This is a genomic window from Coraliomargarita algicola, from assembly GCF_033878955.1.
Classification (GTDB): Bacteria; Verrucomicrobiota; Verrucomicrobiia; order Opitutales; family Coraliomargaritaceae; genus Thalassobacterium; species Thalassobacterium algicola.
In genome coordinates, this window is the sequence record NZ_CP138858.1 from 1,893,878 (window position 1) to 1,919,518 (window position 25,641).

General features: G+C 51.8%; 22 protein-coding genes. 19 read left to right on the top strand and 3 right to left on the bottom strand.

The window, feature by feature from the left end; all coding sequences use genetic code 11:
* Positions 1-16 precede the first annotated feature (16 nt).
* Together SH580_RS07310 and SH580_RS07315 are read right to left on the bottom strand one after the other, a co-directional pair.
* Positions 17-1,108: a Fic family protein gene (locus SH580_RS07310; RefSeq protein WP_319834358.1), complete on the bottom strand. Its 1,092-nt coding sequence runs from the start codon at positions 1,106-1,108 to the stop codon at positions 17-19.
* 158 nt (positions 1,109-1,266) lie between these two features.
* Positions 1,267-2,367: a DNA glycosylase AlkZ-like family protein gene (locus SH580_RS07315; RefSeq protein WP_319834359.1), complete on the bottom strand. Its 1,101-nt coding sequence runs from the start codon at positions 2,365-2,367 to the stop codon at positions 1,267-1,269.
* Positions 2,368-2,870: 503 nt separating this feature from the next.
* On the opposite strand from SH580_RS07315, the gene rpsO reads away from it, so the two are divergent.
* The 4 genes from rpsO to SH580_RS07335 all read left to right on the top strand — a co-directional run bounded on the left by rpsO (position 2,871) and on the right by SH580_RS07335 (position 7,398).
* Positions 2,871-3,158, top strand: coding sequence for a 30S ribosomal protein S15 (gene rpsO / locus SH580_RS07320; protein ID WP_319834360.1), 288 nt, complete (start codon positions 2,871-2,873; stop codon positions 3,156-3,158).
* Between the two features lie 445 nt (positions 3,159-3,603).
* Positions 3,604-5,790 carry a polyribonucleotide nucleotidyltransferase gene (pnp, locus tag SH580_RS07325; protein WP_319834361.1) on the top strand — a complete coding sequence of 729 codons (2,187 nt, stop codon included), beginning with the start codon at positions 3,604-3,606 and terminating at the stop codon, positions 5,788-5,790.
* 143 nt (positions 5,791-5,933) lie between these two features.
* Complete coding sequence (locus SH580_RS07330) at positions 5,934-6,767, top strand: alpha/beta hydrolase (protein ID WP_319834362.1); 834 nt, start codon at positions 5,934-5,936, stop codon at positions 6,765-6,767.
* A 16-nt stretch (positions 6,768-6,783) separates the two neighbouring features.
* Positions 6,784-7,398 carry a trimeric intracellular cation channel family protein gene (locus SH580_RS07335; protein ID WP_319834363.1) on the top strand — a complete coding sequence of 205 codons (615 nt, stop codon included), beginning with the start codon at positions 6,784-6,786 and terminating at the stop codon, positions 7,396-7,398.
* Here SH580_RS07335 and SH580_RS07340 read toward each other — a convergent pair.
* A complete protein-coding gene (locus SH580_RS07340; RefSeq protein WP_319834364.1) occupies positions 7,395-8,234 on the bottom strand; it encodes a hypothetical protein in 840 nt (279 codons plus the stop codon). The two genes, SH580_RS07335 and SH580_RS07340, sit on opposite strands and share 4 nt — an antisense overlap.
* A 435-nt stretch (positions 8,235-8,669) precedes the next feature.
* Between SH580_RS07340 and SH580_RS07345 the strand changes: the two genes are divergently transcribed.
* The 15 genes from SH580_RS07345 (at position 8,670) to SH580_RS07415 (ending at position 25,461) form a co-directional block, all read left to right on the top strand.
* Complete coding sequence (locus tag SH580_RS07345) at positions 8,670-11,549, top strand: type I restriction endonuclease subunit R (RefSeq protein ID WP_319834365.1); 2,880 nt, start codon at positions 8,670-8,672, stop codon at positions 11,547-11,549.
* A 28-nt stretch (positions 11,550-11,577) separates the two neighbouring features.
* Positions 11,578-11,760 (top strand): hypothetical protein, encoded by a 183-nt coding sequence (locus SH580_RS07350; protein WP_319834366.1) that lies wholly within the window; start codon positions 11,578-11,580, stop codon positions 11,758-11,760.
* Positions 11,757-12,665, top strand: coding sequence for an Abi family protein (locus SH580_RS07355; protein ID WP_319834367.1), 909 nt, complete (start codon positions 11,757-11,759; stop codon positions 12,663-12,665). The genes SH580_RS07350 and SH580_RS07355 overlap by 4 nt, the downstream gene beginning before the upstream one ends.
* Positions 12,666-12,734: 69 nt before the next feature.
* A complete protein-coding gene (locus SH580_RS07360; RefSeq protein ID WP_319834368.1) occupies positions 12,735-13,418 on the top strand; it encodes a hypothetical protein in 684 nt (227 codons plus the stop codon).
* The gene (locus tag SH580_RS07365) at positions 13,415-14,731 is read left to right on the top strand and encodes a ComEC/Rec2 family competence protein (RefSeq protein ID WP_319834369.1); all 1,317 of its coding nucleotides are present in this window, start codon (positions 13,415-13,417) and stop codon (positions 14,729-14,731) included. Before SH580_RS07360 ends, SH580_RS07365 begins: the two co-directional genes overlap by 4 nt.
* A gap of 56 nt (positions 14,732-14,787) precedes the next feature.
* Positions 14,788-16,701 carry a tetratricopeptide repeat protein gene (locus tag SH580_RS07370; RefSeq protein ID WP_319834370.1) on the top strand — a complete coding sequence of 638 codons (1,914 nt, stop codon included), beginning with the start codon at positions 14,788-14,790 and terminating at the stop codon, positions 16,699-16,701.
* Positions 16,698-18,083: a restriction endonuclease subunit S gene (locus SH580_RS07375; protein WP_319834371.1), complete on the top strand. Its 1,386-nt coding sequence runs from the start codon at positions 16,698-16,700 to the stop codon at positions 18,081-18,083. The genes SH580_RS07370 and SH580_RS07375 overlap by 4 nt, the downstream gene beginning before the upstream one ends.
* Entirely contained in the window at positions 18,080-20,215 is a 2,136-nt protein-coding gene (locus tag SH580_RS07380) for a nuclease-related domain-containing protein (protein ID WP_319834372.1), read from the top strand. Before SH580_RS07375 ends, SH580_RS07380 begins: the two co-directional genes overlap by 4 nt.
* Positions 20,216-20,279: 64 nt before the next feature.
* Entirely contained in the window at positions 20,280-20,627 is a 348-nt protein-coding gene (locus tag SH580_RS07385) for a type I restriction-modification system subunit M N-terminal domain-containing protein (protein ID WP_319834373.1), read from the top strand.
* A 114-nt stretch (positions 20,628-20,741) separates the two neighbouring features.
* Positions 20,742-21,323: an RES family NAD+ phosphorylase gene (locus tag SH580_RS07390; protein WP_319834374.1), complete on the top strand. Its 582-nt coding sequence runs from the start codon at positions 20,742-20,744 to the stop codon at positions 21,321-21,323.
* Between the two features lie 67 nt (positions 21,324-21,390).
* Positions 21,391-21,768: an antitoxin Xre/MbcA/ParS toxin-binding domain-containing protein gene (locus SH580_RS07395; protein ID WP_319834375.1), complete on the top strand. Its 378-nt coding sequence runs from the start codon at positions 21,391-21,393 to the stop codon at positions 21,766-21,768.
* Positions 21,769-22,232: 464 nt separating this feature from the next.
* Positions 22,233-23,738, top strand: coding sequence for a type I restriction-modification system subunit M (locus SH580_RS07400; RefSeq protein WP_345786253.1), 1,506 nt, complete (start codon positions 22,233-22,235; stop codon positions 23,736-23,738).
* A gap of 19 nt (positions 23,739-23,757) precedes the next feature.
* A complete protein-coding gene (locus SH580_RS07405; RefSeq protein WP_319834377.1) occupies positions 23,758-24,186 on the top strand; it encodes a GNAT family N-acetyltransferase in 429 nt (142 codons plus the stop codon).
* Between the two features lie 51 nt (positions 24,187-24,237).
* Positions 24,238-24,834 (top strand): hypothetical protein, encoded by a 597-nt coding sequence (locus SH580_RS07410; RefSeq protein WP_319834378.1) that lies wholly within the window; start codon positions 24,238-24,240, stop codon positions 24,832-24,834.
* An 87-nt stretch (positions 24,835-24,921) separates the two neighbouring features.
* Positions 24,922-25,461 carry a hypothetical protein gene (locus SH580_RS07415; RefSeq protein WP_319834379.1) on the top strand — a complete coding sequence of 180 codons (540 nt, stop codon included), beginning with the start codon at positions 24,922-24,924 and terminating at the stop codon, positions 25,459-25,461.
* Positions 25,462-25,641 lie beyond the last annotated feature (180 nt).

Genomic DNA, 25,641 nt, shown 5'->3' on the forward strand with positions numbered 1-25,641 from the left:
GTTCCGAACGAGCGGATCAAAGGTTCACTTCATAGCGGGTGCTGCGTCCGCCTCCGATCGAGGTGAGCACTCCCTGTTGCAAGAGCTCCTGCAGGTCGCGGGTCGCGGTTGGTTTCGAGACACCCGTGAGTCGCTGATACTTACTTGCGTTGACGCCACCTTCGAAACCAGCTGGTCCTGCATCCAGCATCCGCCGAACGACTTTAAGTTGACGCTCCGAAAGTGCTTCGCGGTATCGGTCAAAGAATCGGGCCTTCTTCAGCACAAAGTCGATGCGCGCCTGCGATTCGTCTAAGGCTCGCAACAGCAGATCGACAAAGTAACGTAGCCAGTCGGTCACCTCGTTGCTACGTTGTGCGCGTTGCAATGCCGTATAATAACTCGTTTTGTCGGCTTCAATTGCCTGAGAAAGACTCATTAACAACGGACGCCCCGCTCCCTGAAACAAGGCCTTTTCTGCCACTGCGCGCCCGACCCGACCATTGCCATCCTCGAAAGGATGGATCGACTCAAAATAAAGGTGAGCCAGCCCTGCGCGTATCGGTGCATGACGAATCTGATCGCGACTCGTATTAAACCATTCCACAAAGCCTTTGATTTCAGCGGGCACTAAGTCTGAAGGGGGCGCTTCGTAGAGCACTCTCGGCTCCCCTAAGGTCAATTCAACGACCTGCATCGGCTCCACATGCGAGCGCCACTGGCCGATCGCCATATTGTTTGCGCCCTGCATTAATACACGGTGCCAATCCAGTAAAACGGAGCCTGAGAGATCCGCAGCCCAGTCGGAGCGCACTGCCAGCATCAATTCTGCCGCACCTGCCGAAGCTCGATCACGCACAGGCTGATGCGGGTAATTGAGCCCCAAGCCATTACGAATCGAAGACGCCACATCGGGGCGACTTAGGACGGCTCCCTCAATCTCAGAAGTCTTTAGAGCCTCCACAATCATCAGATCCGCGATGGCATTGTTTTGCTCGCTTTCGGGCAAAGCCTGGACAGAGCCACTTACGAGGCCCGCACGATCCACAAAATCGAGCAAAGACGCTTCCAACTCGCCCAATTCGTAGCGAAATTCCGGCCAGTCTGGCAGTTGCCAATGATACTCCATGAGCTGAATATGGCACTTATTCGGCTCATGTAAACTACAATAATGAGCCGAATATACACACTAATCGGCTCATTAGAACCAAGCCGATAGGCACAAGCGATGAATTTCCTGAACACCATGCCAACCAAAACACCGATGCGCCGCGAGACGCGGCTGCGCTACCTGAAATTCAGAGCCCAGACGCCACTTTGCAAACCCAGGAAATTCGTCATCGCTTCGATTTCGGCTTCCAATGCACGGCGAAATTTCAATGAGCTTGTCGGTTCACTGACGTATCCGATCTCTACCTGAAGCCGCTCATCGACCACCTTGGCATTTGCCCAACCGATTACCTTTTCCCTCCAAAGCAATGGCATGGCATAGTAGCCCCGTTCACGTTTGGATGCGGGGACGTAAGCCTCAAAGCGGTAGCTCCAGCCCCACAGCTGCTCGAAGCGTTGACGGTTCCGAACGAGCGGATCAAAGGGAGCGAGAATCCGCACCCTGTCGGGGACTGCATCCGACTGCCAATGGTCGGGCTGCAAAAGATACCTGAGCCCGTCCACCTCGACCTCGGCGAGCTGCCCCGAGGCGACCAGTTGATCGACGATCCCTTCCCTCTCTTTACGCTTGGGCACGAGGTGCGTGAGGCTTTTAAGTTCCGAGAGTAAAAAGGACTTCGTCGTTGGGCCAAAGACCTGAGCCGTCGTCATGGCTAAGCGCGCATAGCGAGCCTCCGGATTCGCTTCTTTTGGGCGCGAGTGCTCAGCCGCTGCGTAAATCCTGACGCCTTTCTGGCGGCGACTGATTCGCAAATGCCCCTCGTCGTGCAAGTCCTCCAAAACGCGCTTGGTCGCTTGCGATTGACCGCCCCAATAATTGGTCACCGAACGCGACCCGAAACTTTCAGCTAGTGCCCGAGGGTGAACCTCTCCGTGCTTTTTAACGAAGGCCAGCACTTGGCGCTCCAGCGCTTTCAACTTCCCGACTGGTGGCTTGGTGTGGAGATCCTGCCAAACCTTTGGCTGCATAAACCCATAGGCAAAGAGATAGCCCTCTTCGGCATCTAACTGAGGATACGTTTCTTCCAAGTCACCGGAGACATACGCATCCACTCGATGGCGGAGCATCAAATCTTGCGCCCGCGCAGGCGACCGGATCGGATCCGCCTGCACAAAACGCAATCCGCGAAGGCCCGCGGCCAAATCTGAATACTGCGGAAAGGATCCGGCGACGACTCGACGCCGGAACGCCTGTAGCTGAATTTTGAGAGGGCTCATTTTTGGAAGCGGGTGTTGTCGATGGTGTGGTAAATCATAAGCCAATCTAACCTAAAAGGTTAAGTTAAGCCACTAATGAACATTAACGGGAAAGAAAACTAAAGGCCAAGCTGCCGCACTTTGTCAGCACGAAATCAATCGCTCCCCTTTTCCATGAATGCGTCAGGCGATAGCCCCATCCAAGGAAAATCGCGACCAGCATGAATGCCTCGACGATGAATGCGAGGGCGAGCTAGAGCACTCAACACTGGCGCAGGGCATCACACGCGCACGCCCACCGGAAATGCTAAAACAATCACCCCACTTTTTTCCTTGCACCGAGCCTCCGAACTTACATCTTCCTGCCCTTCAGCGTTAGAGCGCGCTCTGCGAAGAGCCCGTTCCTCGACTTCTCTCTCCTCCGCACGGACGGGAGAGTTCAACGGTTCAAACGGCTCAGTGGCGGTTTGAACGGTTTCGACAACTCGAAGCCCGCAAGTCGTGATCACAAAAATCAAAATACTATGTCAAAATCAGCACCCGTCGGGGATACAACAATCGATAAAGCAGCGATCATCAAAGAGTTCGGTCTTAAAGAAGGCGACACCGGTTCATCCGAGGTCCAAATCGCGCTGCTCACAGCACGTGTGAAGCACCTAACCGAGCACCTTCGCGAAAACCGCAAAGATTACCACTCACGCCGTGGCCTAATCGCCATGACAGCTCGCCGCCGTAAGCTACTCGACTACCTCAAGCGCACCGAGTTCAACCGCTACACCGCGATCCTCGAAAAGCTGGGTCTTCGCCGATAGCCAATCACTTTTCCAATGCCGGACTTCCTCGATGGAGGTCCGGCATTTTACTTTAGATCCCCAGTCCCCAAGCCATCACCGGCAAAGCCCGCTAAAATCCCTGTTCTTTCACTCCACTGCCCTTTTTGTTCTTAATCATAATCTTAATCGTAATCCTCCAGTAGTCGGGTTGGCTTCGCCGCCCGACAATCAAGCAGGGCGGCAAAGCCAACCCTGCTACGAAAAAAGAGGATTACGATTAGGAGTAAGATTAAGAGCTGAAGGTCACATACCTCACCAAAATCATAATTCAATATTGGACGTTCAGTGTTCGGCATTGAACGTTCCCAGCCTCCCATAAATTTTCATCCGAGCGACTCAACCGATTTGAGCCGCGAGCGACATAGTAAGGTCCGATCCCAGAACAGTCGTTTTGAATGCATAAAGCAAAATACAAGACAAAGATATGAAACAAAAACATAACGTAAAAGTTGAAGGACTCGATATCGAGTTCGCAACAGGTACCCTCGCAGGCCTCGCAAGTGGCGCTGTCACCATCCGCTCCGGCGAAACAGAGCTCTTCGTTTCGACTACCGCAGCCTCCGCACTCCGCCCCGGACAAGACTTTTTCCCCCTAACTGTGGACTACCGCGAGAAGTTCTCCGCCGGTGGTAAATTCCCAGGTGGCTACTTCAAACGTGAAGGCAAGCCTTCTGAAAAAGAAATCCTGACATCGCGCCTCTGCGACCGTCCCCTTCGTCCGCTCTTCCCTAAGGGCTTCATGAACGAAGTTCAAGTCATCGGCCTGCTGCTCTCCACCGACCAACTCAACGAGCCGGATGTGCTCATGGTCAACGCCGCATCTGCTGCCACTCTGATCTCCGACATCCCCTGGAATGGCCCTGTCGGCTGTGTGCGCGTCGGTCAAATCGACGGTGAGTTTGTCACCAACCCGAACCACGATGAGATGCTCGACTCCGACCTCGACCTCATCTACGTCGGCTCCGAAACCGAAATGTTGATGATCGAAGGTTCTGCTGAGTTCATCTCCGACGAGCGTTTCTACGAAGCTCTTGAATACGGCCAAAAGGCCATCCAGCCCATCATCGCCGCTCAACGTGAGCTCGCGAAGCTAGCCGGCAAGGAAAAGAAGGAATTCCCACTCATCATCACTCCTAAGGAAGTGACTGACTTCTGCGAAGAACACGCAGCAGACAAGGTAAAGGAAGCCCTCGGCCACGACAGCTACACCGAGCGCAAGCTTGCGATCGAAGCCATCGCCAAGGAAACCACTGCGGCTCTCGAAGCCAAGCTTGGCGCTGAAAACGTAAAGGGCGACGACGTCGCTCGCGCTTTCGACGAAATCCAAGAAAAGCTCTACCGTCAAAACATCCTCGACACAGGCAAGCGCGTCGATGGTCGTGGCGCGAAGGATCTTCGCACCATCTCTTGTGACACTGGCGTGCTCCCTCGCGTGCACGGCTCCGCCATCTTCAACCGCGGTGAAACACAAGCCCTCGTCATCTCGACACTCGGCACCAGCCGTGACACACAAGACATCGACGGTCTTACAGGCGGCGCCACTAGCAAGTCTTTCATCCTGCACTACAACTTCCCTCCGTTCTCCACGGGTGAAGCGGGTCGCTTCGGATTCACCGGTCGCCGCGAAATCGGTCACGGTGCCCTTGCAGAGCGTTCACTCCTGCCGATCCTTCCTCCTGAAGACGAGTTCCCATACGCCATCCGCGTAGTGTCTGAAGTGATGAGCTCCAACGGCTCCACTTCGATGGCTTCCATCTGTGGCGGTTGCTTGTCTCTCATGGATGCTGGTGTGCCGATCACCGCACCTTGTGCTGGTATCTCCACTGGTCTCGTGACTGAAAAGGACGAAAACGGTAAGATCACCAAGAGCGTCATCCTGACCGACATCCTCGGTGCAGAAGACCACTTCGGTGACATGGACTTCAAGATCGCTGGTACTCCAGACGGTATCACAGGCTTCCAACTCGACCTCAAGATCAGCGGCCTGCCCTTCGACATCACACTCGAAGCGATCAAGCAAAACCGCGACGCTCGTATGAAGATCCTCGCGATCATGTCCGAGCACATGCCTGAGTCCCGCAAGGATCTACGTGAGCACGCACCACGCATCCACACCATCAAGATCTCTCCCGAGAAGATCGGTGCTCTCATCGGCCCCGGTGGTAAAAACATCCGCCGCATCACTGAAGTTTCCGGCGCCCAAGTCGACATCAACGACGAAGGCCAAGTGCTCATCTTCGCAACCGACAAAGAATCCATGGACCGCGCGATCATGGAAGTCGATGCCTGCACTGCAGAAATCGAAGTCGGCAAGACCTACCGTGGCATCGTTCGCGGCGTAAAGGACTTCGGCGCATTCGTCGAATGCCTACCTGGTAAAGAAGGCCTGGTGCACATCTCCGAGCTGGCTGACTTCCGCGTCAAAAAGACCGAAGACATCTGCAAGCTGGGCGACGAAATGGTCGTCAAGTGCATCGGCGTTGAAAAGGGCAAGGTTCGCCTCTCCCGCAAGGCTGCACTCGAAGAAGCTAAGGAAGCTGCCGAAGGCGAAGCTGAAGAAGCCACTGAAGCAGAAGCTCCAGCCGCTGAAGACACAAAAGCAGCGGAATAGCGGATCAGCGGTCTCCACCGCTCACACGATTCATTCTACTCAAAGCGGTCGCCGAAAGGCGGCCGCTTTTTATTTTGTAGCAGAGGTAGAAAGAGAACGACTTGGGAATTGGCCTTTAACAAAAATTCACTTTGTTTAACCGGATGACACACGTTTCTTCATCTGAAGGTCTCAACATACAAGGTTTCGATGCCTCACACACTGCGGTTTACAAGGTGGTTGATGGCCACTCGCTTAAGTTGCATGTCTTTCTGCCGCCAGATCATGCGTCCACAGATCAACGCACCGCGATTCTTTTCTTCTTTGGAGGCGGTTGGATGATAGGAAACCCCAGCCAGTTTTTTCCACACTGCGCCTACTTGGCATCGCGTGGCATGGTTGCCGTTTCCGCCGAATACCGCGTGCAGAAACAGCACGGAACCAGTCCGCAGGAGTGCGTCAAAGATGGTAAATCGGCGATGCGCTGGCTACGTGCCCATGCGGCAGAATGGGGCATCGATCCGGATAAAATCCTCGCTGGAGGCGGCTCTGCGGGGGGCCATGTGGCCGCCGCGACGGCGACGCTTGAAGATTTCAACGAAAGCGAGGATGACTGCTCGATCAGTTGCAAGCCCGCAGCCTTGGTGCTCTTTAACCCCGTATTTAATAACGGCCCCGAGAGCTATGGCTATGATCGAGTCAAAGATTACTGGCAGTCCTTCTCGCCGGCCCACAACCTGAGCACAGAGCCCCCCCCCACGCTCGTATTGTTCGGCACTCAGGATGTTCATGTTCCGGTCACGATGGCAGAGGATTACAAGCAGCAAATGGAAGCCCTCGGCCGACGCTGCGACCTGCATTTCTACGAAGGGCAGCCGCATGGATTTTTCAACTACACCGAAGCGCAGATGCCCTATTATAGAGCAACCGTGCGAGTGATGGACCGATTCTTAGCTTCCTTAAACTATCTGGACGGCGAACCAACCATCGAAGACTGAGCGGGGCCCTGCAAGAATGGATCCGATACAAGTGCAAGGGATGCTAGAATACTGGGACTACTTAGGCACCTTTGTCTTCTGCGTCTCGGGGGCCATCGCAGGACGACAACACCAAATGGACTGGTTCGGCATGTTCATCGTCGCACTCGTGACTGGCACGGGAGGCGGCTTATTACGAAGTATCATGTTGGGCGACTTGCCTCCCGCATTTCTAACCAACCCCGCCTATTTTATACTAGCCGTCAGCGCGGTCATGGTGGCCTTACATGGCACCAATAGTTGGCAAAAAATCACTCGTATCGTCTCCATAATAGATGCATTAGGGCTCGGCATCTTTCTCGTCACTGGCATGCGAATTGCCCAAAGTTATGGGCTCGCAGGGTGGGCCGCCATCGCGATCGGTGTGGTGAGTGCCACCTTTGGTGGCCTCTTGCGCGACGTGCTTCGTAACGAAGTACCACTGGTGCTGCGCAAAGAAATCTATGCCACCGCCTGTATCATCGGCGGGCTCGCCCTGCTCGGCTTCGACTATGCAAACTTCAATGAGACCGTCTCACTCCTACTCACCAGCCTCATTGTAGTCGTCATTCGCCTCGTCGCCATTCACTATGCGATCAATCTCCCGCGCTAGAAGCCACGCGGATTGCGGCCATTGCCACGCACACGCTGCTGCTTAACAGGGGGCGGATTCTCCAAATAGAGACTGTACCATTCATCCCCCAATCCTGCATTAGAGAAACTCTTTACACGATCATTGGACAGGTGTTCCCAATTCCGGGCAAAGGTATCGACGCCCGTGGACTCTTTGGCCTTCAACAGCACCCGGCGTGCCTCATCGGGCTCGCCAACCTTAACGTAGATCCACGACATTAAGCCATACAACAAAGCACCGCGGTCCCCCCGAAACCACATAATATGGCGCTTGAAGACCTTTTTCGCCCCCTCCAGATCATTCTTCTTATAACAACGCGCCATCCTCATGGCCACCGACATAGGTTCCATCATCAGCGGGCCCCTTAAAAAACCGCAGGTGGCGAGGATCTCATCAACCTTGTCGAACTCCTTGAGCTGGTAGTGAAACTGCAGGCGCATGGTCGCAATCTGACGCCCCGTGAGCAAAGACCACTTCCGGAAGGGCTCAAGCCCCTTGGTGAGCTCCAAGCCCTGCTTAAACATGGCCTGTTGATCCATTTCGAGCTGACGTTGTATCTGCTTAACATTGCCGCCCGGCTTGTTTTGGAACTGCTGCACCTTCCGCTGCATACGCCTCTGAGCGGTTTCCATGCTCTCCTGAAGCGCAGCTTGAGCCTTGGACATTCTTTTCCGGACCAGGAATCCGATCAGGAAAAACGTGCCAGCAAATCCGGCGATACTAAAGAAGACCGTCGTCCCCGTACGATATTGCAAAGCGTTCGAGGCACTAGCCAATGCGATAGCGACCAGCGCTGAAATGAGAAGTGAAAGCATACTTTGAGACTATTTGTTGAATAAATTTAATCGGTATTTTGATTTTTCGACAGATATGACATGAGCAACAGAAAGGCGTCAAAGGCCAATTTAAACTGCCGCTCCCTTTCAAAAAGTTCATCTCGCCCCCTCGGGCCAATCACGGAGCGCGGATCGTTCCAACTGACTGACACGGATGCCTTTGAAATCCGCGACCGCGACATCCGTATTATTTTTTTTTTGCAAGGTCGATTGAGGGCCAGTGTCACGATTGGTAACACGAGTGCTTTTAGCGATTTAAGAGAAGCATCTAGCGAAATCACACCAAACTGGGAACAAAAAACAATATCCCGTAAACTCACAAAGCAAAAATCCTCACCAAATTTTACTTTGCAAGAGTTCACACAAACAGCTTTTATCTATGAATTACCACTCAAAGATCGTCTCCTGATTCACATGTCCGTCTCCCAACCAGAACTACAGGCTCGCCAACACATTGACGGGCAGCTCTCCGCTGCTGGCTGGGTGGTCCAAGATATAAAGTCCATCAACCTTGCGGCTCAATGTGGCGTCGCCGTTCGCGAGTTCCCAACGGCCACTGGCCCAGCCGACTACATGCTCTTCGCAGATGGCAAAGCGATCGGTATCGTCGAAGCTAAAAAGGAAGGCGTCACACTCAGTGCAGTCCACATGCAAGCAGCCGAATATGGCACCGCCGCAACCAGGCACATTCAGCGCTGGGCCGACCCGCTACCGTTCATCTACGAGACCACTGGCCTCGAGACGCTGTTCACCGACGAGCGTGAACCCGACGCCCGTGCGCGCAAAGTATTCGCCTTTCATCGCCCTGAAGAGCTACTGGCCCGCGTGCGCCAGCCCGACACACTGCGCGATCGGCTCAAGACCTTCCCCACTCTCATCACCGCGCCACTGCGGGACTGCCAGATCGATGCCATTTCCAAGCTAGAAACCTCGCTAGCCGACAACCGCCCTCGTTCGCTCATTCAAATGGCAACCGGATCAGGCAAAACCTACACCGCAGCCACCACTTGCTATCGACTCATCAAGCACGCGGGAGCCAAGCGCATTCTCTTCCTAGTCGACCGTGGCAACCTTGGCCGCCAAACCGTCAACGAATTCCAGCAATTCACCACACCCGACGATGGCCGCAAATTCACCGAGCTCTACAATGTGCAGATGCTCGGCCCCGCTGGCATTGATCCCGTCGCCAAGGTCACCGTCTCCACTATTCAGCGCCTCTACTCACAGCTTGCTGGCAAAGAGATGGAAGAAGATCTCGACGAGCATTCCGGCTACGAGCTCGCCGCAACTCAGGCCGACGACAACAAGGAGCCTAAGGCGATCAGCTACAATCCACAGATCCCCATTGAAGAGTTCGATTTCGTGATCGTCGATGAGTGCCACCGCTCGATCTACAATCTTTGGAAGCAAGTCATCGAATATTTCGACGCCTTCTTGATCGGTCTCACCGCCACTCCTTCCAAACACAACCTCGGTTTCTTTAACCAAAACCTCGTCACTGAATACCCCCACGTGCAAGCCGTCGCCGATGGCGTCAACGTCGGTTACGACATCTACCGTATCAAGACCCAGATCACCGAGGGCGGCAGCACGCTCGAATCTGGTTTCGACTACAAGAAGCGCGACCGTCTCACCCGCACCGAGCGCTGGAAGCTGCAAGACGAGGCCGAAGACTACACGGGAAAAGACCTTGACCGCAGCGTCATCGCACCTGACCAGATACGCACCGTCATTCGCACCTTTCGCAACAAACTCTTTACCGACCTCTTCCCCAGCCGCCCCGCACGTGCCAAGGCGCTCGGCTATCCCGAGCCATGGGTGCCCAAGACACTCATTTTCGCCAAAGACGACAACCACGCCGAAGAGATTGTGCACCTCGTCCGCGAGGAATTTGGCAAGGGCAACGACTTCTGCCAGAAGATCACCTACCGCGCGGGTGCCAAGCCCGAGGATTTAATCAAAGCCTTCCGCACCGCGCCCGAGTTTCGCATCGCCGTCACCGTCGACATGATCGCCACCGGCACCGACATCAAGCCACTGGAGTGCCTCATCTTTATGCGCGACGTTCGCAGCCAGCTCTACTTTGAGCAAATGAAAGGTCGTGGCACCCGCACCATCGACCCCACCGACTTTCAGAGCGTCACACCCGACGGCGGCAACAAGACACACTTCGTCCTCGTCGATGCCGTTGGCGTGACCGAATCCGACAAGACCGACTCCCGCCCACTCGAGCGCAAGCCCACCGTCGCCTTTGACAAGCTCTTGCTCGGCATCGCCATGGGCGACCGTGATCCCGACACCCTCGCCAGCGCAGCCAATCGATTGGCACGCCTCGATTGCAATCTCACCGAGAGCGACCGCCAAACTGTCCGCGAACTCAGCGGCGGGCTCAGCGTCAAACAAATCGCCGCCAGCCTGCTCCGCGCCACCGATCCCGACGTCATCGCCGACCACGCCGCAGGCCATACTGATGCCTCTGCCGACGAAGTCACTCCCGAGGCACTACAACTCGCGACCGACACCTTGGCCGACGAAGCTGCCAAGCCCATTGCCGCCAATCCCGCACTGCGCGAATTCTTAGAGCAAAAGCGCCGCGATACCGAGGTCACTATTGATCATACCTCTTCCGACACCGTCCTCTTCGCCGGTTACGATACCGAAAAAGCCGAAGGTCTAATCGATAGCTGGAAACAATTCATCGAGGACACCAAAGACGAACTCACCGCCTTACAGTTCATCTACAACCTGCCGCACAAAGACCGGCACCTCAACTACAGCCATATCAAGCAACTCGCGGCCGCCGTCACCAAGCCTCCGTATAACATCGCCCCTGAGGAAGTCTGGCGCGCCTACGAAAACCTCGAAGGCCGCAAGCCCAGTGAAGCGCCCCTGCGCACCTTAACCAATCTCATCACCCTCGTCCGTCACAGCATACAGCCCGAAAGCATCCCCCTCGTCCCTTATGCCGAGATCGTCGATCAACGCTTTGCCGCCTGGCTCGACGAGCAGAACTCCAGCGCATCGCAAGACACCGAACCAGCGCGCAATGCCGATGGATCGATCACTGCCGCCGAGCCACGCCCGAGCGCCTTCGGCACCAACCCGTTTAGCAGCACCCACCTCGAATGGCTCCACATGATCAAAGATCACATCGCCAGCAGCGCCGCCATCGAGCCCGACGACTTTGAAGACGTCCCCTTCAATCAAAAGGGCGGCCTCGCCAAAGCCCGAAAACTCTTCGGCAAGGATTTCAAATCCGTTCTCGAAGACCTCAACACCGCCTTAGTCGGGTAATTCATATATGGGTCAAACAACCATAGCTATGGACAACAAAGAATTAGAGGTCACAAACAACAGTTCGCATCCCAATGGGATACAAAATATGTTTGACGTGAAGACTGGTTACGCGGCACACTACATCCATCAACACCTCCCACACCTCTCTACGATGTGCACCACGGGAGGTTTCTTTTTGCCCAAATCCCAGAAAGTGCGTGCCGCATGAACAAGCCTCCACTCACTTATGTAGCGCAGCTTCAACTGCTTAAAGACCGAGGGCTCACGGTAGACGACGAGGCGTATGCCCTGCACTGCCTCGCAAATTATAACTATTATCGCCTCTCAATCTACTGGCGCTGTTTCACAGATCCCACGAATCACGACCGATTTCATGCGGGCACTACTTTTGAGCAAATTTGGCAGCTCTACGACTTCGACCGCGAACTTCGTAAACTCGTGAATGAAGCCTGCAAACGCCTAGAAATTTCAGCGCGCTCACGCTGGGCGTATGAACTTGGGCAGGCATACGGATGCCAAGCCTATGAAGATCCTGCTGCCTTTAGCCACGTCCCCGCACATACAAAACTACTCGCATGGTTTGACGACTGCTTTGAGGCTAGCAAAGAAATATTCGTCCAACACTACAAAACGAAGCCCTGCCACCGGCCCGAGATCTGGGTCGCCATCGAACTCCTTGAATTTGGTAAATTCTGCCGATTCTATCGCTTAACCAAGCAAGCGCAACTACGTGAGTGTATCGCGGACCATTATCATTTAAACGAAAGCAGCTTTAGCTCACTGCTCACTCAATGTAATTATATCCGTAACATTTGTGCGCACCACAGCCGCCTCTGGAATCGACGCCTAACAATCAAACTGAGCGTGCCGAAAAAGAAACCGATTCCTCTCGCACAAGCACTTGAGCATTATCCGAAATCAGAGGAGATCGAGAGCCGTAAGCTCTACAACACACTCACTCTTTTAATTCACTGCGTGCAAGTCATCGAGCCACGCGGCGACTGGCCGCAGCGACTCGTCACGCACCTGCAAACCTTACCCGCGAACTTGATCCCCCACATGGGCTTCCCTGCCGACTGGCAAACCCGCCCGATCTGGGCTGCTGTCCATTAACAGTCTCTTCCTAGCCGCCAACGAAGTGCAAAAGCTCAATTCGATACAACTACAGACCCTATATACATTATGAGTGTTTTCGGAAAAATCCCTAAAACGGCGCGAAACGACGTCCTAGAAACATTGCTCGACAACTACGTTGAGCGACAAGGCCTCGGAGCCATGCCCAAAGCCGACTTCGACGCACTGCTCATCCACACCTTCCTGAAGCATTCGAAGGAACCCTTCGACTCATTCACTCTAAGTGAACTATTCAAGATCAAGGAGTCGCGACTGAAGGCCTTACTTGAAACCGCTGCCGTCAAATTTGAAGAGGACACCATCGAAACCATTTGGATGGACATCCTCAAACAATGGAAAACAACGATTACCGAAGTGAATCGAATCGAGTCAGGTGAAGTGCGCTTTAAATTAGAAAATCCAGCTTACTTCCGCTACGTTCAACGTGAAGTGCGCATCGCTGAAGGCACCGTCAAATACGATAAGAACTCCGAAGCCATCGTCGTATCCCTGAGCACACTATTCAAAGTGCTAGACCATGTGCATGGCGTGATTTTCAAAGATCTCACAGGGCACCAAGCACTCATAAAGGATTTGATTGAGAAAATTAAGAAAGACTTGATTGGAGAAAATGAGCTTAAGAAGATGAAAGATGATAAGGAGAAGAAATTAAAACTGACTCAGATCATCTCAACCGCCTCATCACTCAGCTCCATTGGAGGACTCATCCAAACCATTTTCTTTCCAGCATGAGCGTAACCTTGCATCATTACTTCGCATTTCGCCCCGTCGGGCAAGGGCTCTTCGCTCATGGTTCATTGGCCCGTCGTGAGGGAAAGATAAAGCCATTTAACTGGCTCTACGACTGCGGTATATCTGGAAAATTCTCAATTCTCCAAAATCAGATTCAACAATACCTGAAGACCGAGGGGAACGAGATCGATTTAGCGATGCTATCGCACTACGATCAAGATCACGTCAACGGCGTCGTGGAGCTGATTAAGCATGGCGGTCAAATACGAACACTAGTTCTTCCCTATCTATACCCCGCTCAGAGGCTACGTTTACTCATGGACGCATCCGGCTCTGCAAATTGGTATTTAAGATTTCTGACTTCTCCCGCACAATACCTGCAATCACTGGAAGCCGAAGGAAGCGTCGAACAAGTTCTATTTATAAGCCCTGGGGGCGACGAATACCCCCAAGAGCCGGAATCCAATACTCCAGAGCCGGACTTTCCTCCTAAAGAAAATAAAAAACCACGTCGAAACCTAGACATGGGGGATGAAAAGACCTCCACTCAGCCAATCGATGGATTTTCAGCAGAGGAGGATTCAGACTTCAATCATCGCACATTGCTACAAAACTCATCTCAGCCCTTCACTGCTTTAGGTCTATGGGAGTTCTGCTTCTATAATCGACCGCAAGAGTTGAAGGATCTGCAGCAATGGTGGCAGGATGCTGAACCGCATTGGCGTCAGTTCCAATCAAGCAATAAAACGCCGAAAGATTACGAACACCTCATTCGAGACATGCAGGCAGCAACTGTGAATAATCCAGCACTCCCCAAAAGTGCTTTCGATGCAAATGAGGTCTCACTACAAGTGTATGCTGGACCTTTAACAAGAAACCTAAGTCGTGCTGATCGTTTCAATGGTATTCTCACAACCACTGAATTCATTCACCTGCCACTCGCACCAAACCATTTAATGCTGCGACACCGACACCCCTCTACAAATAGCATCCGAGAGAATGGTGGTTTCCTATTCACTGGTGACATCACAATGGATGCACCAACGTCCAAATTGATTGAAGACAAATTCCTAGGACAAGGCAGATGGCAACGGCTCAGTTATCTGCAAGTGCCACATCATGGAGCAAGTAAGTCATGGAGACCGAAAGTTTATAAAAATTGGCATCATCAATTTAGTATCTTTAGTGCACGCTGCATTGGCGGTTATGGACACCCACACAAGGACGTCGTCGATGACCTCGTAAAGCGCAACCCAATCATGGTGAATGCTTATCAGGGCTTCGTCGGTTATGAAAACTACCGCTTCAACTAGGCTCTTAAAAACACTTTCCCACTTTCCCACTTTCTCACCTTCCGACTTCCTCCTCCGTGTCTTTCCTAAAAAAACTCTTTGGCTCCAAAAAGCAGCCGGCCTCAAACGCGTCCAAACCTGCCGCAACCCCCTCTGTCAATCTCGACGAGACGATCACCGCGCATGACAAATACGGCCGCGAGATGCAGATCACTAAACGTGACTGGCTCAACAATGTCCTGCTCGGCAATCTGAAAAAGGCGTGGAGTAATCCCGACGAACTTTACGGCCTCATCGTCAGCGCCTATCAAGATGGCTTCTTTGCCGAGATCGAAGACGCCGTCCAGCAACTCGCCAAGATCGACCCCACTCCCGAGCGCGGCGACACCACACTCGGCATCCTCTATCTACAGACCGATCGCGCAACCGACGCGCAGCGTGTCCTCTCGCAACATATCGCCACCCATGGCGAAAGCGCTGTCGTGCTCACCAATTTAGCCAAAGCACAATCCGCGCTCGGCGACGAGGCGCTGTCACTGCAAACACTCTGGCACGCACTGGAGCTCGACCCAAATCAGGACAACGCCCTGATCTGGTATGAATCCATCCACCGCGATCAAGACGGCAAAGCCGCCGGACTTGCCGCCTTTGAGCGTGTGGCCGCTCTCCCTGGCAGCTGGCGCGCTCAACTGTGGATCGCACGCGCCCGACTCGCACAAGGCGAACTCGATGCGGCCATGAGGCTCTACTGCGAAAGCCTCAGCCGTGCCGAAACTCCCATCCCCACCGATCTACTCATGCAGATCAGCGGCGACCTCGGCAACCAAGGCCACTTGCCACAAATCATCGAGCTCGTCGCCCCCCGCTACGACCTCAGCGTGCATGGCATCCAAGTCGGCAACAATTTGATCAAAGCCAATCTCGACACCGGTCAGCTCGAAGCCGCCCGCGTATTGCTGAAGCAACTACAAGCCCAGCAACGACCCGACTGGGTGCAAACTCTCAACTATTGGGAAGACGCCCTCGCTAAAGCCGATACCGACAGCGCCGCCCCGATCAAAAACGAAGAGCTACGCGTCGGCTTGCTCAAGCTCGAAGGCCCCCTCTGGCTACGTAATCAACACCCCTTCACCGATCTCTTTCCGCCCAAAGCAGCCGACGCCCCGCGCATCAGCTTCGTCGGCAATACTGTGAAGAAGGTTAAAAAGGTCGACGCCATCACCATGCAAAAGACCGACAACCCCGGCCGGATGAGCCGTGCCCTCCCGCTCTTGCTGAGTGAGCATGTCGCGCTACAAAGCGAAGCGCAGACCACCACCTACATCTTCTGGGTGCAAAACGGCAACGGCGGCTTCATGCTCTCTGGAGTCAAAGCCGACGACAACACCATCGCTCAATACAGCCGCCAAGGCACCGACGCCGTGCCCGAGGCAACCGCCGCCGAGTTCACCGTCTATACCCACCTCATCACTCAAGGCGAAAACTGGACCCTGCAACTACGCCTGATCCGCACGATCGACGCCAAGTGCCTTGTCGAGTTCAGCTACGACTTCCCCGAACACGGCTTCCACAAGATCGCCGAGCAAGTCCTAGCCGACCTCGACCAAGCCTTAGAAGCCGAAACCGACTTAGTATTCAACTCTCCACTCCCCACTTCCCACTCCTCACTAACTGGCTCCGCTCTAGACCATTATCTACTCCGCTTGGAGCAATGCCTTGCCGTTCGCTGCGATACCCTCAATAAGACAGGCACCAGCCTCAGTAATCCCACCGAAATCATCGACGGCACCATCCATCTCTGCTTGCAAAATCCAAAACACCTCCCGAGCCGCTTGCTCCTCACCCGCACACTCAACGGTATCCATAAAAAAGATCCCAAACTCGCCGCCGCATTTTCTGAAAAAGTGAACAACCTTCAAACCGAGTTTCCGATTGAGGGAATTGCCAGCCAAGCGCTCGCCCAAGAATTTGAGGAGGCTTTGAACGTATGAGGAGTGCAACTAATTCAACGACTTTATCACATGTTACACTTGGCAATATTGCAGAGGTTAAGCTAGGTAAAATGTTGGATCGATCAAAACACAAATTAGGACGCTCACTGCCCTATTTACGAAACATCAATGTCAGATGGGGAACTTTCGACACTTCAAGCCTACTTGAAATGTTTTTTAAAGATGAGAAAGAGGAAGCAAAATTTTCGATCAAGAAAAACGACGTGCTTGTTTGTGAAGGCGGTGAACCTGGAAGAGCTGCAGTTTGGACGCGAGAAGACACAGATCTAAAATTCCAAAAGGCACTACACCGTGTCCGTTTCATTGAACCTTACGAACCCAAGCTTCTAGTCTATTTCTTAGAATTGGCTGCAACCAGAGGCGAACTAGAAAAGCACTTTACAGGGAGCACAATTAAGCACTTCACCAAGCAGGCATTTGTCCAACTCAAAGTCCCAAATCCGCCACTCCCCGAGCAACGCCGGATCGTCGCCAAGATTGAGGAACTCTTTTCCAAACTCGACGCCGGCGTCGACGCCCTCAAAAAGGCCAAAGCCCAACTCAAACGCTACCGCCAATCCGTCCTCGCCGCCGCCGTCACCGGCGAACTCACCAAAGAATGGAGGGAAGCCAATCCCGACACCGAACCCGCTTCGGAATTGCTGGAGCGGATTCTCAAGCAAAGACGTGAGCAGTGGAATGGAAAAAGGAAATACAAGGAACCTACTCCGCCAGTAGTCGAGAACCTCTCAAAGCTCCCAACCTTTTGGACTTGGGCATCGCCGGATCAACTTTCTGCGGCTGAGGACTACTCACTCGCAATCGGACCATTTGGCAGCAATCTAAAAGTCTCAGATTACACAGACTCCGGAGTTCCGCTCGTTTTTGTCCGACATATCCGCTCCAACAACTACGACCTCACTGAGAAGTTTGTCAGCCATCAAAAGGCAATTGAATTAAAAGCTCATTCGGTCGATCCGGGCGATCTGCTAATCACAAAGATGGGAGAACCACCTGGCGACGCTGCACTCTATCCAGAAGATCGACCGCACGCGATCATCACAGCCGATTGCATCAAGCTTCGCCTCACTAGTGCAATTACTTGCAAGTCATTCTTTGTAAACGCGATTAATTCCAAACTAATAGCGGAACAAATCACGCCAAGAACACGAGGCGTCGCGCAGAAGAAAATCAGTTTAGATCGATTTCGTGACGTAGCATTCCCCCTCCCTCCACTGATAGAACAACAGCAAATTATCGCCGAAACAGAAGCCCGCCTAACCTCCATTGACCACGTCGAAAGTGAACTCGACCAACAACTCCTCCGCGCCTCTAAACTACGGCAGTCGATACTATCGAACGCCTTTAACGCTAAAATATGATTAGTCCCGAAGAATTCAAAAAAGCATGCGGTAAGTTTGACCTTAAAAAATGTAAATCCTTATTGGATGGTGTATCTATAGATGAAAAAACATTAATCCCTACTTTCATAGAAAAACATGTCCGTCTATCTGGTTGTTTAATTAAAAAGAGTCACTCTAAGGAAAAACAAGCCCTACAACAAAAGTTTATTACGTATTGCCGCTCGGAAATTTCAAAGAGCAATGACTCTAAGTTAATTTCGCGATTCGATCAGCATATTATTGAGGCAGCAATTGTTGAACGCGGATATCAGGAGATCCTAAAAACATTAAAAGAAACACCCGCGGGAAAACTACCTCCAAATGATCAAGTTTGGGCCGCAATAGGTCGCGCCGTCCGAGAGATCCAACTCGTGCTAGAACAAAGCACAGGAGCCTTCTCAGCTAACGAAGGCATACTTGACGTCATGTCACCTGTAATAACTGGGGCAGATGGCGAAAGACACAACCCTGATTCAATAATAAACAATGTAACTCATGCGCTAGGCGATACGATTTTAATGCTCGCATACGAAAATGGCTGGATAAGTAACCAAAAGTTAGTTATCCCAAACATTGTAATGAGTGATGAAGATTCACTCTTAAAATCAGGAACGACCGCTTACTTAGGCATGGTTTGGAAAGTATTAAAAACCAGTGAAGAGCAACTTAGATACTTTGGTGGAGAACTAAATCCAGGAAGGATAAAAGCACTCGATCACAAACAGACGCAACAGGACATCGAAGCATTTATTTTCGATCTGGAATCTGAAGATGCTTTGATCGAGGAGATTGCCAATGAGCGCTTAAAAAGAGCTCAACTAAGTTATGCCATGTCACTAGAATTTGAGACTGATGCTTACGATAAAATTTCAAAATCAACATCAAAAGTTCCCCTAGCGCCAAATGGTTACATTTCCAGAGACGAAATTCTGACGTTTCTCACTATAGGTGATTTATTCTGCTATCCAGTTGAAAGTGATAAAGAAATATTCAATGGATTATCCTTAAAACACTGGATTCGAGGTTATGCAGTGTTGAAAGAAAAACTGCTCAAAAAGGATGAGTCATCACCATTAGAGTTAAGAACATTTACAACCACTGAACTAACGGAGGTTCTTGAACAATATGGCCTTTCATCCAAACAAGCCAATAACTTCATTGAAACCCTAAGATTTTCACCTAGTCGCAATGATCTGTTTAATACTCCTCTACTGCGAGGTTCAGACGACGCATGGCACTTCTTCGCACCAGCTTATGTCGGTGCCAACTTGAGTGAAATAATAATATCTCTCCTGTCTGCGAATGGAATACAGATAAAATCCAAAGGGAAACAATTTGAAAAAAACACCTTAGATCTCCTAACCGAGCATGGGTTGAATGCTAAGACCTTTAATTACACTTTAGGCGATGAACAATTTGAATGTGATGCAGTGTTTATATGGAATGAAAAGCTGTTTGTTGTTGAATGCAAAAACTACGGCTTATCGGGAATGAATACGATATCTTCATATTATTTTTCATTAAAAATGAAAGATGCGAGAAAACAAGTTCAACGAATTAGTCGGCAACTCAATGAGAATTCGGAAATTGTAAAACGCCACCTTGGTGAGAATGCTAAATGGTCCGAAACGGTATCTATCGTCCTAAACGCGATGCCATGGTCAGTTGGAAAAGTTGACGGAACATATTTTTATGACTCATCCGCGCTTAGGAAGTTTTTTAACGAAGGTCATGTATCCTTCGAAATGCCAATTCGGCTTAACGACAAAGTAGTAGTCAAGCGAAGGCACAAAGTCAGCTTATGGGCTGGAGAAGAACCAACTTCTCATGATTTTTTGCATCAACTAAATAACCCGATTCAAGTAGAAGCACTGAAAGGCGAATGGGAGTGGGGATTTGATCCACAACTCCCGTTATTATCAAAAAACCTAGCGATCGTGCGCCCATTTTGGAAACGCAAAGACCCTGATCACAGGCGCACTTTAAAAGCATATGGTTTGAGCGATCAGGAAATTTCGGATCTACTAGAAAATTTCAATGAAGTGCATGCAAATGCAATGAAATTGAAAGCCAAGTATTCCGATGAGTGCAAAAAGGACGGGGAAGAATGAGTATATTTCCTGAAAGTAACAAACGTCTACTGCCCCACCATTAAACACACATATATTTCGAAACATGTCCCAAGACCCCTCACAAAACATCGTCTCCAAAGTCTGGAACTACGCGCACGTGCTCAAAAACGCGGGCGTCGGCTATGGCGACTACGTGGAGCAAATCACCTATCTGCTCTTCCTCAAACTCGCGGAAGAGCGCAAAGAGTTGGGCTATGACAACCCGATCCCGGACGACTACCAATGGCCGCAATTGACGCAGCGCAGCGGTGACGATCTGGAAGTCCACTATCGGCACACACTTGAATCGCTCGGCAAAGAAGCGGGCCTCGTCGGCGTGATCTTTCGCAAGGCACAGAATGAACCAAAATGGGGTCACGTCGTTACCTTTGCAGTCACGCCCATTAAGTAAGCTAAGAACCAAAATGGGGTCACGTCGTTACCTTTGCAGTCACGCCCATTAAGTAAGCTAAAATAAATCCGATTAACAGCCATAGAACTCAATCACTGACCAAACACCCTGCCATTGAAAGCACACTCACAACGCGCACAGATAGCAGCTCGCCTAGAAGGACGGGTGAGCGACTTAGTCTCTACTTTCGACGCGGAGGTGTATCGTTTTGTGCAGCCGAAATACACTTCGGTCGCTGACATGTTTGCGGGCAAAGGGCCACTGTATGCAAATGGGCGTTGGCTAGCGAAAGGAACCAAATTAGCAACTTACACTGCCCTCGCACCCGAAGTCGCATTAGCAGAAGCTTTGGCCGCGACGCGTTACTATGGATTTCCTGACAGTCGTGCGGCTCCACTTGTGTTTGTCACGGCACAGGCCAAATTAAAAAAGGTGATCGACCTGCGCGATGGTTCGATTCGCCAACGCCTCCGACTCTCAAACTCAACGATTACCGAACTCGATTGGCGGTTTGAAAATACCAAAGGACGGGAATCCATCACGCAAGCATTTGGTTGGGCCCTGCAGGCTACTGGAGTCGAAGGCTTCCTCTGCCCCAGCGCAGCACTCTCGGACGGCACCAACTTGATCGTCTTTCCTCAAAATCTAAAGCGCCCCACCTCGCTACGCATCCTAAGCGAGGTGAAATGGTCATAAATACAAAACCTGCAATTTTGCAGGTTTTACTTGAAGTTCCATCCATCTTCGCTACATTGATAACTACATGAGCACGACAACCCTAGACAAACCCACCACAAAGCGCAGCAAAATCAGCAGCGGCAGCGCCTTAATGACTTGGCGCAAGCAACGTGGCATCTCAAGGAAGCTCTTCGCGCAGATGGCTGACTGCTCCGAACGAAAGCTGGCAACGTATGAAGCCGCTCCAAAGCTGCCACCAAAAATTAAGCGCCCGGTCAACGAAACCGTCCGCCTCATCCAAGCATTACGCGAATTAGCTGGCGACGATATCGAACTCAAAGACTGGCTCAATCGTCCCAACCCCGCCTTCGGCAAGAAGACACCATTGACGCTCATCACACAGGGCGAATCCGATTTGCTCTGGGAAATGGTCTATCAACTCCGCCAAGGAGCCTTTGCTTAAGTCGAACGCTGATATCGTCGACACCGCCCCTTTTTGAATCACACCTGTCAAATTAAGACATTCGAATATTCCTAAAACTTGAGCCAATTTCACCCCATGAACCAAATGATCATGCTGCGGGAATCCCGCTCGAAGCACACGTTGGGGAGCTACAAAGCCGCCGCGAAGCAACTGTGCGCCTTTAGGACGGTTCTACCTATTTCCGAGAAGAACACGAAATCCTCAAGCAATACACGGGTGAAAAAGGCCGTTACAGTGCATATAGACCGGAAACAATAGATCACACACACGACCACGAATCAATTGTGGTTAGACGATGCGAATGCCGCATTCATCAAGCCACTTATAGAATCCACTACGCTCAGCAAAGCAGTCCATTCACTGTATCCAGACTTCCCACTTTTCAACCTTTCAACTTTTCAAAACCGCGTGAGACGAAGTCTTTTACGCGGCCACTTCTTTTAATGTCCAACGATCCCTCACAAAACATCGTCTCCAAAGTCTGGAACTACGCGCACGTGCTCAAGAACGCGGGCGTCGGTTACGGCGACTACGTGGAGCAGATCACTTATCTCCTTTTCCTCAAACTCGCGGAAGAACGCGAAGAGTTGGGCTATGACAATCCGATCCCGGACGACTACCAATGGCCGCAGTTGACGCAGCGTAGTGGCGACGACTTGGAAGTCCACTATCGGCACACACTGGAATCGCTCGGCAAAGAAGCGGGCCTCGTCGGCGTGATCTTTCGCAAGGCGCAGAACAAGATTTCCAACCCCTCCGATCTGGAGCGTGTGATCAAGATGATCGACGATGAGGATTGGTCCGCGATGGACGTCGATATCAAGGGCGCGATCTATGAAGGCCTGTTGGAAAAGACCGCCTCGTCGTCCGACAAGGGAGCAGGTCAGTATTTCACGCCACGCCCGTTGATCCGCGCGATTGTCGACGTGATGCAGCCCAAGCCAATGCAGACCATCGCCGACCCTGCCAGCGGCACAGGCGGCTTCCTCCTCGCTGCGCACGACTACATCGTTAAGCACCACAAACTCGACAAGGACGAGAAGAAGCACCTCAAGACCAAGGCACTGCACGGCACCGACATCGTCGATAGCGTGACCCGCCTGTGCGCGATGAATCTCTACCTGCACGGCATCGGCTCCGCCGAAGGCAAACCACCGGTCGAGTCCCGCGACGCCTTGGCAAGCCCACCAACCGACAAGGTCGATATGATTTTAGCCAATCCACCCTTCGGTAAAAAAGGCGGCTACACCATCGTCGGCGACGACGGCAAAGTCAGCACCGAGAAGCACAGCTACGAGCGCGACGACTTTTGGGCGACCACCAGCAATAAGCAGCTCAACTTTCTGCAGCACATTGTCAGCATGCTCAACATCAACGGCAGCGCAGCCGTCGTCCTGCCCGACAACGTCCTGTTCGAAGGCGGCGCGGGTGAGACCATCCGCCGCAACCTCCTCCAACGCTGCGACCTCCACACCATCCTCCGCCTCCCCACGGGGCTCTTCTACGCCCAAGGCGTGAAGGCCAACGTGCTCTTCTTCGACCGCAAACCCGCCAGCGAAAAGCCCTGGACCAAAAACCTCTGGATCTACGACCTCCGCACCAACCTGCACTTCACCCTCAAGACGAATCCGCTGAGCCCCAAAGACCTCGCGGACTTCGTGAAATGTTATAAAAGTAGAAGCGGCGTCCCGCCGCTTTCCACAGGAACAAAGCGGCAAGATGCCACTTCCACTGTCGAGACCGAGCGCTTCAAAAAATTCACCTACGAGGAAGTCATCGCCAGAGACAAAGCCAACCTAGACATTTTCTGGCTCAAAGACGACACATTGGAGGACAGCGAAAACCTCCCCGCCCCCGCCATTCTAGCCGCCGAGATCGTCGAGAGTTTACAGACCGCCTTGGAGGAATTCCAAGGCGTGGAAGAGAGTTTACAATCAGCCGAAAGTTAAAAGACCATTTCAGCTAGTGATGATTGATTTTAAAATCGTAGGTGATTGGAGTGATGAACGGTTCGATGTCATTTACAATGAGCAGTGTGCTGGTTATCAAAATTTCATAATTCAAGACGATGGTCAGATTCACCTAGCAGATCTAATCATCTACGAAACAGTCCGCCCCGTTCATCGTTCATGGCTACAAAAAATCGTGAATCCATTTTATAAGCCGCCAGTACCAACTCCACTTCGTCAGAATGGCATTGGCCAGGCACTGCTCTCCAGACTCATAAGACTGGCAAAAGAAAACAAAGCGCGAACGATCTGCGGAAGCATCACAGAAGACGATGAGAAGCGCTCCCCATTACTAGTTCGATGGTATCAAAAAAATGGATTTATAATTGGTCCTCCAATTGAGACTCACTTAGTGCCGGGGAAGCATTCGATTCTATTAAATTTATAAGAATTTGAAGAACAATTTAGCCTACTTAAGATGTAATCGCTCACGCACACTATGGACCTAAAAACCTCAGTCGATGAAGTGCTCCGCAAAATTGGTCGGAACATGCTGCTCTTTCAGCAACTTGAGGGCTTGTTGAAATTCACCCTATCAGGTAATAAACTATCGGGGGTTTCGAGCCAACTGGAGCGGAAGCAAGCTAAACACGTGGCATCGACCCAAAAACAGACACTTGGTATACTCGTAGGGCAATATGTTGAGGAGATCCTAGGTCCTGAGACAGATGACGAAGGGCCAGATCTAGATAAGATCACAGAGCCCCACTTTTCCTACAAATTTCGCTTAGGCCATAATGAAGCATTCTATGAAGAAATTAAGACGTGGCTCGCTCAACTAGTTGATGACCGAAATGAGCTGGTTCACCACTTACTGCCCCAGCTCGATACCACTTCTGCAGCAAGTTGCGAAGAGACCGGACAGAAACTGGATATCCAAGCTGATACGATCCGCCAAGCAATTCGAAACATGCAGTCGATTGCCAAAGCAATGACAGAGACAAAAAAGGAGGTGGTAGCTCTGCTTCAATCACTTGAGGGAAAATCGATGCTGTTCCCAGATGAGCAGCCCAAAACATCGGCGTTGAATAAATGAAAAAATCAGAATGGAGACATGCCGTCGCCTTGACATCGCAACATCACATAAGCCTGCATCCGAATTCCTTAAACCTGCACACCAACCATGAAACTCCCCAAGCGACTGATTTACTTAATTGAAGCGATCCTAGTGATCTTCATTGGCTGGGCGATCTTTGGGGTGCTGACACACTCGAGTAGTCTCGAATCGGTGACGGTGACACTCACGCCTGGGGGTGTGGAATATCATGATAAAACCGTCTTTGGCGTGGGGGCGAATGATCGGGCGGCGGACTATTGGCTACGCGTCCACACGACGGAAGGCACGCGCGATCTGGGGATTTTTGCGAATACTGAAATTGGCGACGGCCTGACGTTTACGCCGCAAAGCAACATCCCGATGGAAGAGATCGTCGACCTTCAATTGCTGGATAAAGACAAATTTGAGAATGATGTGTTGGAGCAATTCCCTTACGAAACAGAGCAACACGTGGGCGTGAATTATACTTTAGAAATAAGCTCTACGATGAAGCTGGAATCCGGCTTTGCTTGGTTCTTTAAGACCCCTGTCGGAATCGCCCTTTTAACCGGCCTCATGCTGGGAATCGTGATCGTAGTCATTGGCAACGGTGGCTTTAGCATTTAATACCAGTTCTGGCAAAGTGGGATCCATTAGAAATAAAAGTGGTCGCGCAGGTCCGTTATGACGCCCTCGGTTACTCGGACTGCACCGAACGTTCGAGACCAATCGTCGACACGGCACAGATGCGCACGGAGACGGTGCGGCCCCGTATGAATAGTCACCGGCAGGCGTTACCACAGGGCG

Excerpts from the sequence above, each read along its gene's own strand:
- SH580_RS07310 (WP_319834358.1), bottom strand. The coding sequence starts at position 1,108 with ATGGAGTATCATTGGCAACTGCCAGACTGGCCGGAATTTCGCTACGAA.
- SH580_RS07315 (WP_319834359.1), bottom strand. The coding sequence starts at position 2,367 with ATGAGCCCTCTCAAAATTCAGCTACAGGCGTTCCGGCGTCGAGTCGTC.
- rpsO (WP_319834360.1), top strand. The coding sequence starts at position 2,871 with ATGTCAAAATCAGCACCCGTCGGGGATACAACAATCGATAAAGCAGCG.
- pnp (WP_319834361.1), top strand. The coding sequence starts at position 3,604 with ATGAAACAAAAACATAACGTAAAAGTTGAAGGACTCGATATCGAGTTC.
- SH580_RS07330 (WP_319834362.1), top strand. The coding sequence starts at position 5,934 with ATGACACACGTTTCTTCATCTGAAGGTCTCAACATACAAGGTTTCGAT.
- SH580_RS07335 (WP_319834363.1), top strand. The coding sequence starts at position 6,784 with ATGGATCCGATACAAGTGCAAGGGATGCTAGAATACTGGGACTACTTA.
- SH580_RS07340 (WP_319834364.1), bottom strand. The coding sequence starts at position 8,234 with ATGCTTTCACTTCTCATTTCAGCGCTGGTCGCTATCGCATTGGCTAGT.
- SH580_RS07345 (WP_319834365.1), top strand. The coding sequence starts at position 8,670 with ATGTCCGTCTCCCAACCAGAACTACAGGCTCGCCAACACATTGACGGG.
- SH580_RS07350 (WP_319834366.1), top strand. The coding sequence starts at position 11,578 with ATGGACAACAAAGAATTAGAGGTCACAAACAACAGTTCGCATCCCAAT.
- SH580_RS07355 (WP_319834367.1), top strand. The coding sequence starts at position 11,757 with ATGAACAAGCCTCCACTCACTTATGTAGCGCAGCTTCAACTGCTTAAA.
- SH580_RS07360 (WP_319834368.1), top strand. The coding sequence starts at position 12,735 with ATGAGTGTTTTCGGAAAAATCCCTAAAACGGCGCGAAACGACGTCCTA.
- SH580_RS07365 (WP_319834369.1), top strand. The coding sequence starts at position 13,415 with ATGAGCGTAACCTTGCATCATTACTTCGCATTTCGCCCCGTCGGGCAA.
- SH580_RS07375 (WP_319834371.1), top strand. The coding sequence starts at position 16,698 with ATGAGGAGTGCAACTAATTCAACGACTTTATCACATGTTACACTTGGC.
- SH580_RS07380 (WP_319834372.1), top strand. The coding sequence starts at position 18,080 with ATGATTAGTCCCGAAGAATTCAAAAAAGCATGCGGTAAGTTTGACCTT.
- SH580_RS07385 (WP_319834373.1), top strand. The coding sequence starts at position 20,280 with ATGTCCCAAGACCCCTCACAAAACATCGTCTCCAAAGTCTGGAACTAC.
- SH580_RS07395 (WP_319834375.1), top strand. The coding sequence starts at position 21,391 with ATGAGCACGACAACCCTAGACAAACCCACCACAAAGCGCAGCAAAATC.
- SH580_RS07400 (WP_345786253.1), top strand. The coding sequence starts at position 22,233 with ATGTCCAACGATCCCTCACAAAACATCGTCTCCAAAGTCTGGAACTAC.
- SH580_RS07405 (WP_319834377.1), top strand. The coding sequence starts at position 23,758 with ATGATTGATTTTAAAATCGTAGGTGATTGGAGTGATGAACGGTTCGAT.
- SH580_RS07410 (WP_319834378.1), top strand. The coding sequence starts at position 24,238 with ATGGACCTAAAAACCTCAGTCGATGAAGTGCTCCGCAAAATTGGTCGG.
- SH580_RS07415 (WP_319834379.1), top strand. The coding sequence starts at position 24,922 with ATGAAACTCCCCAAGCGACTGATTTACTTAATTGAAGCGATCCTAGTG.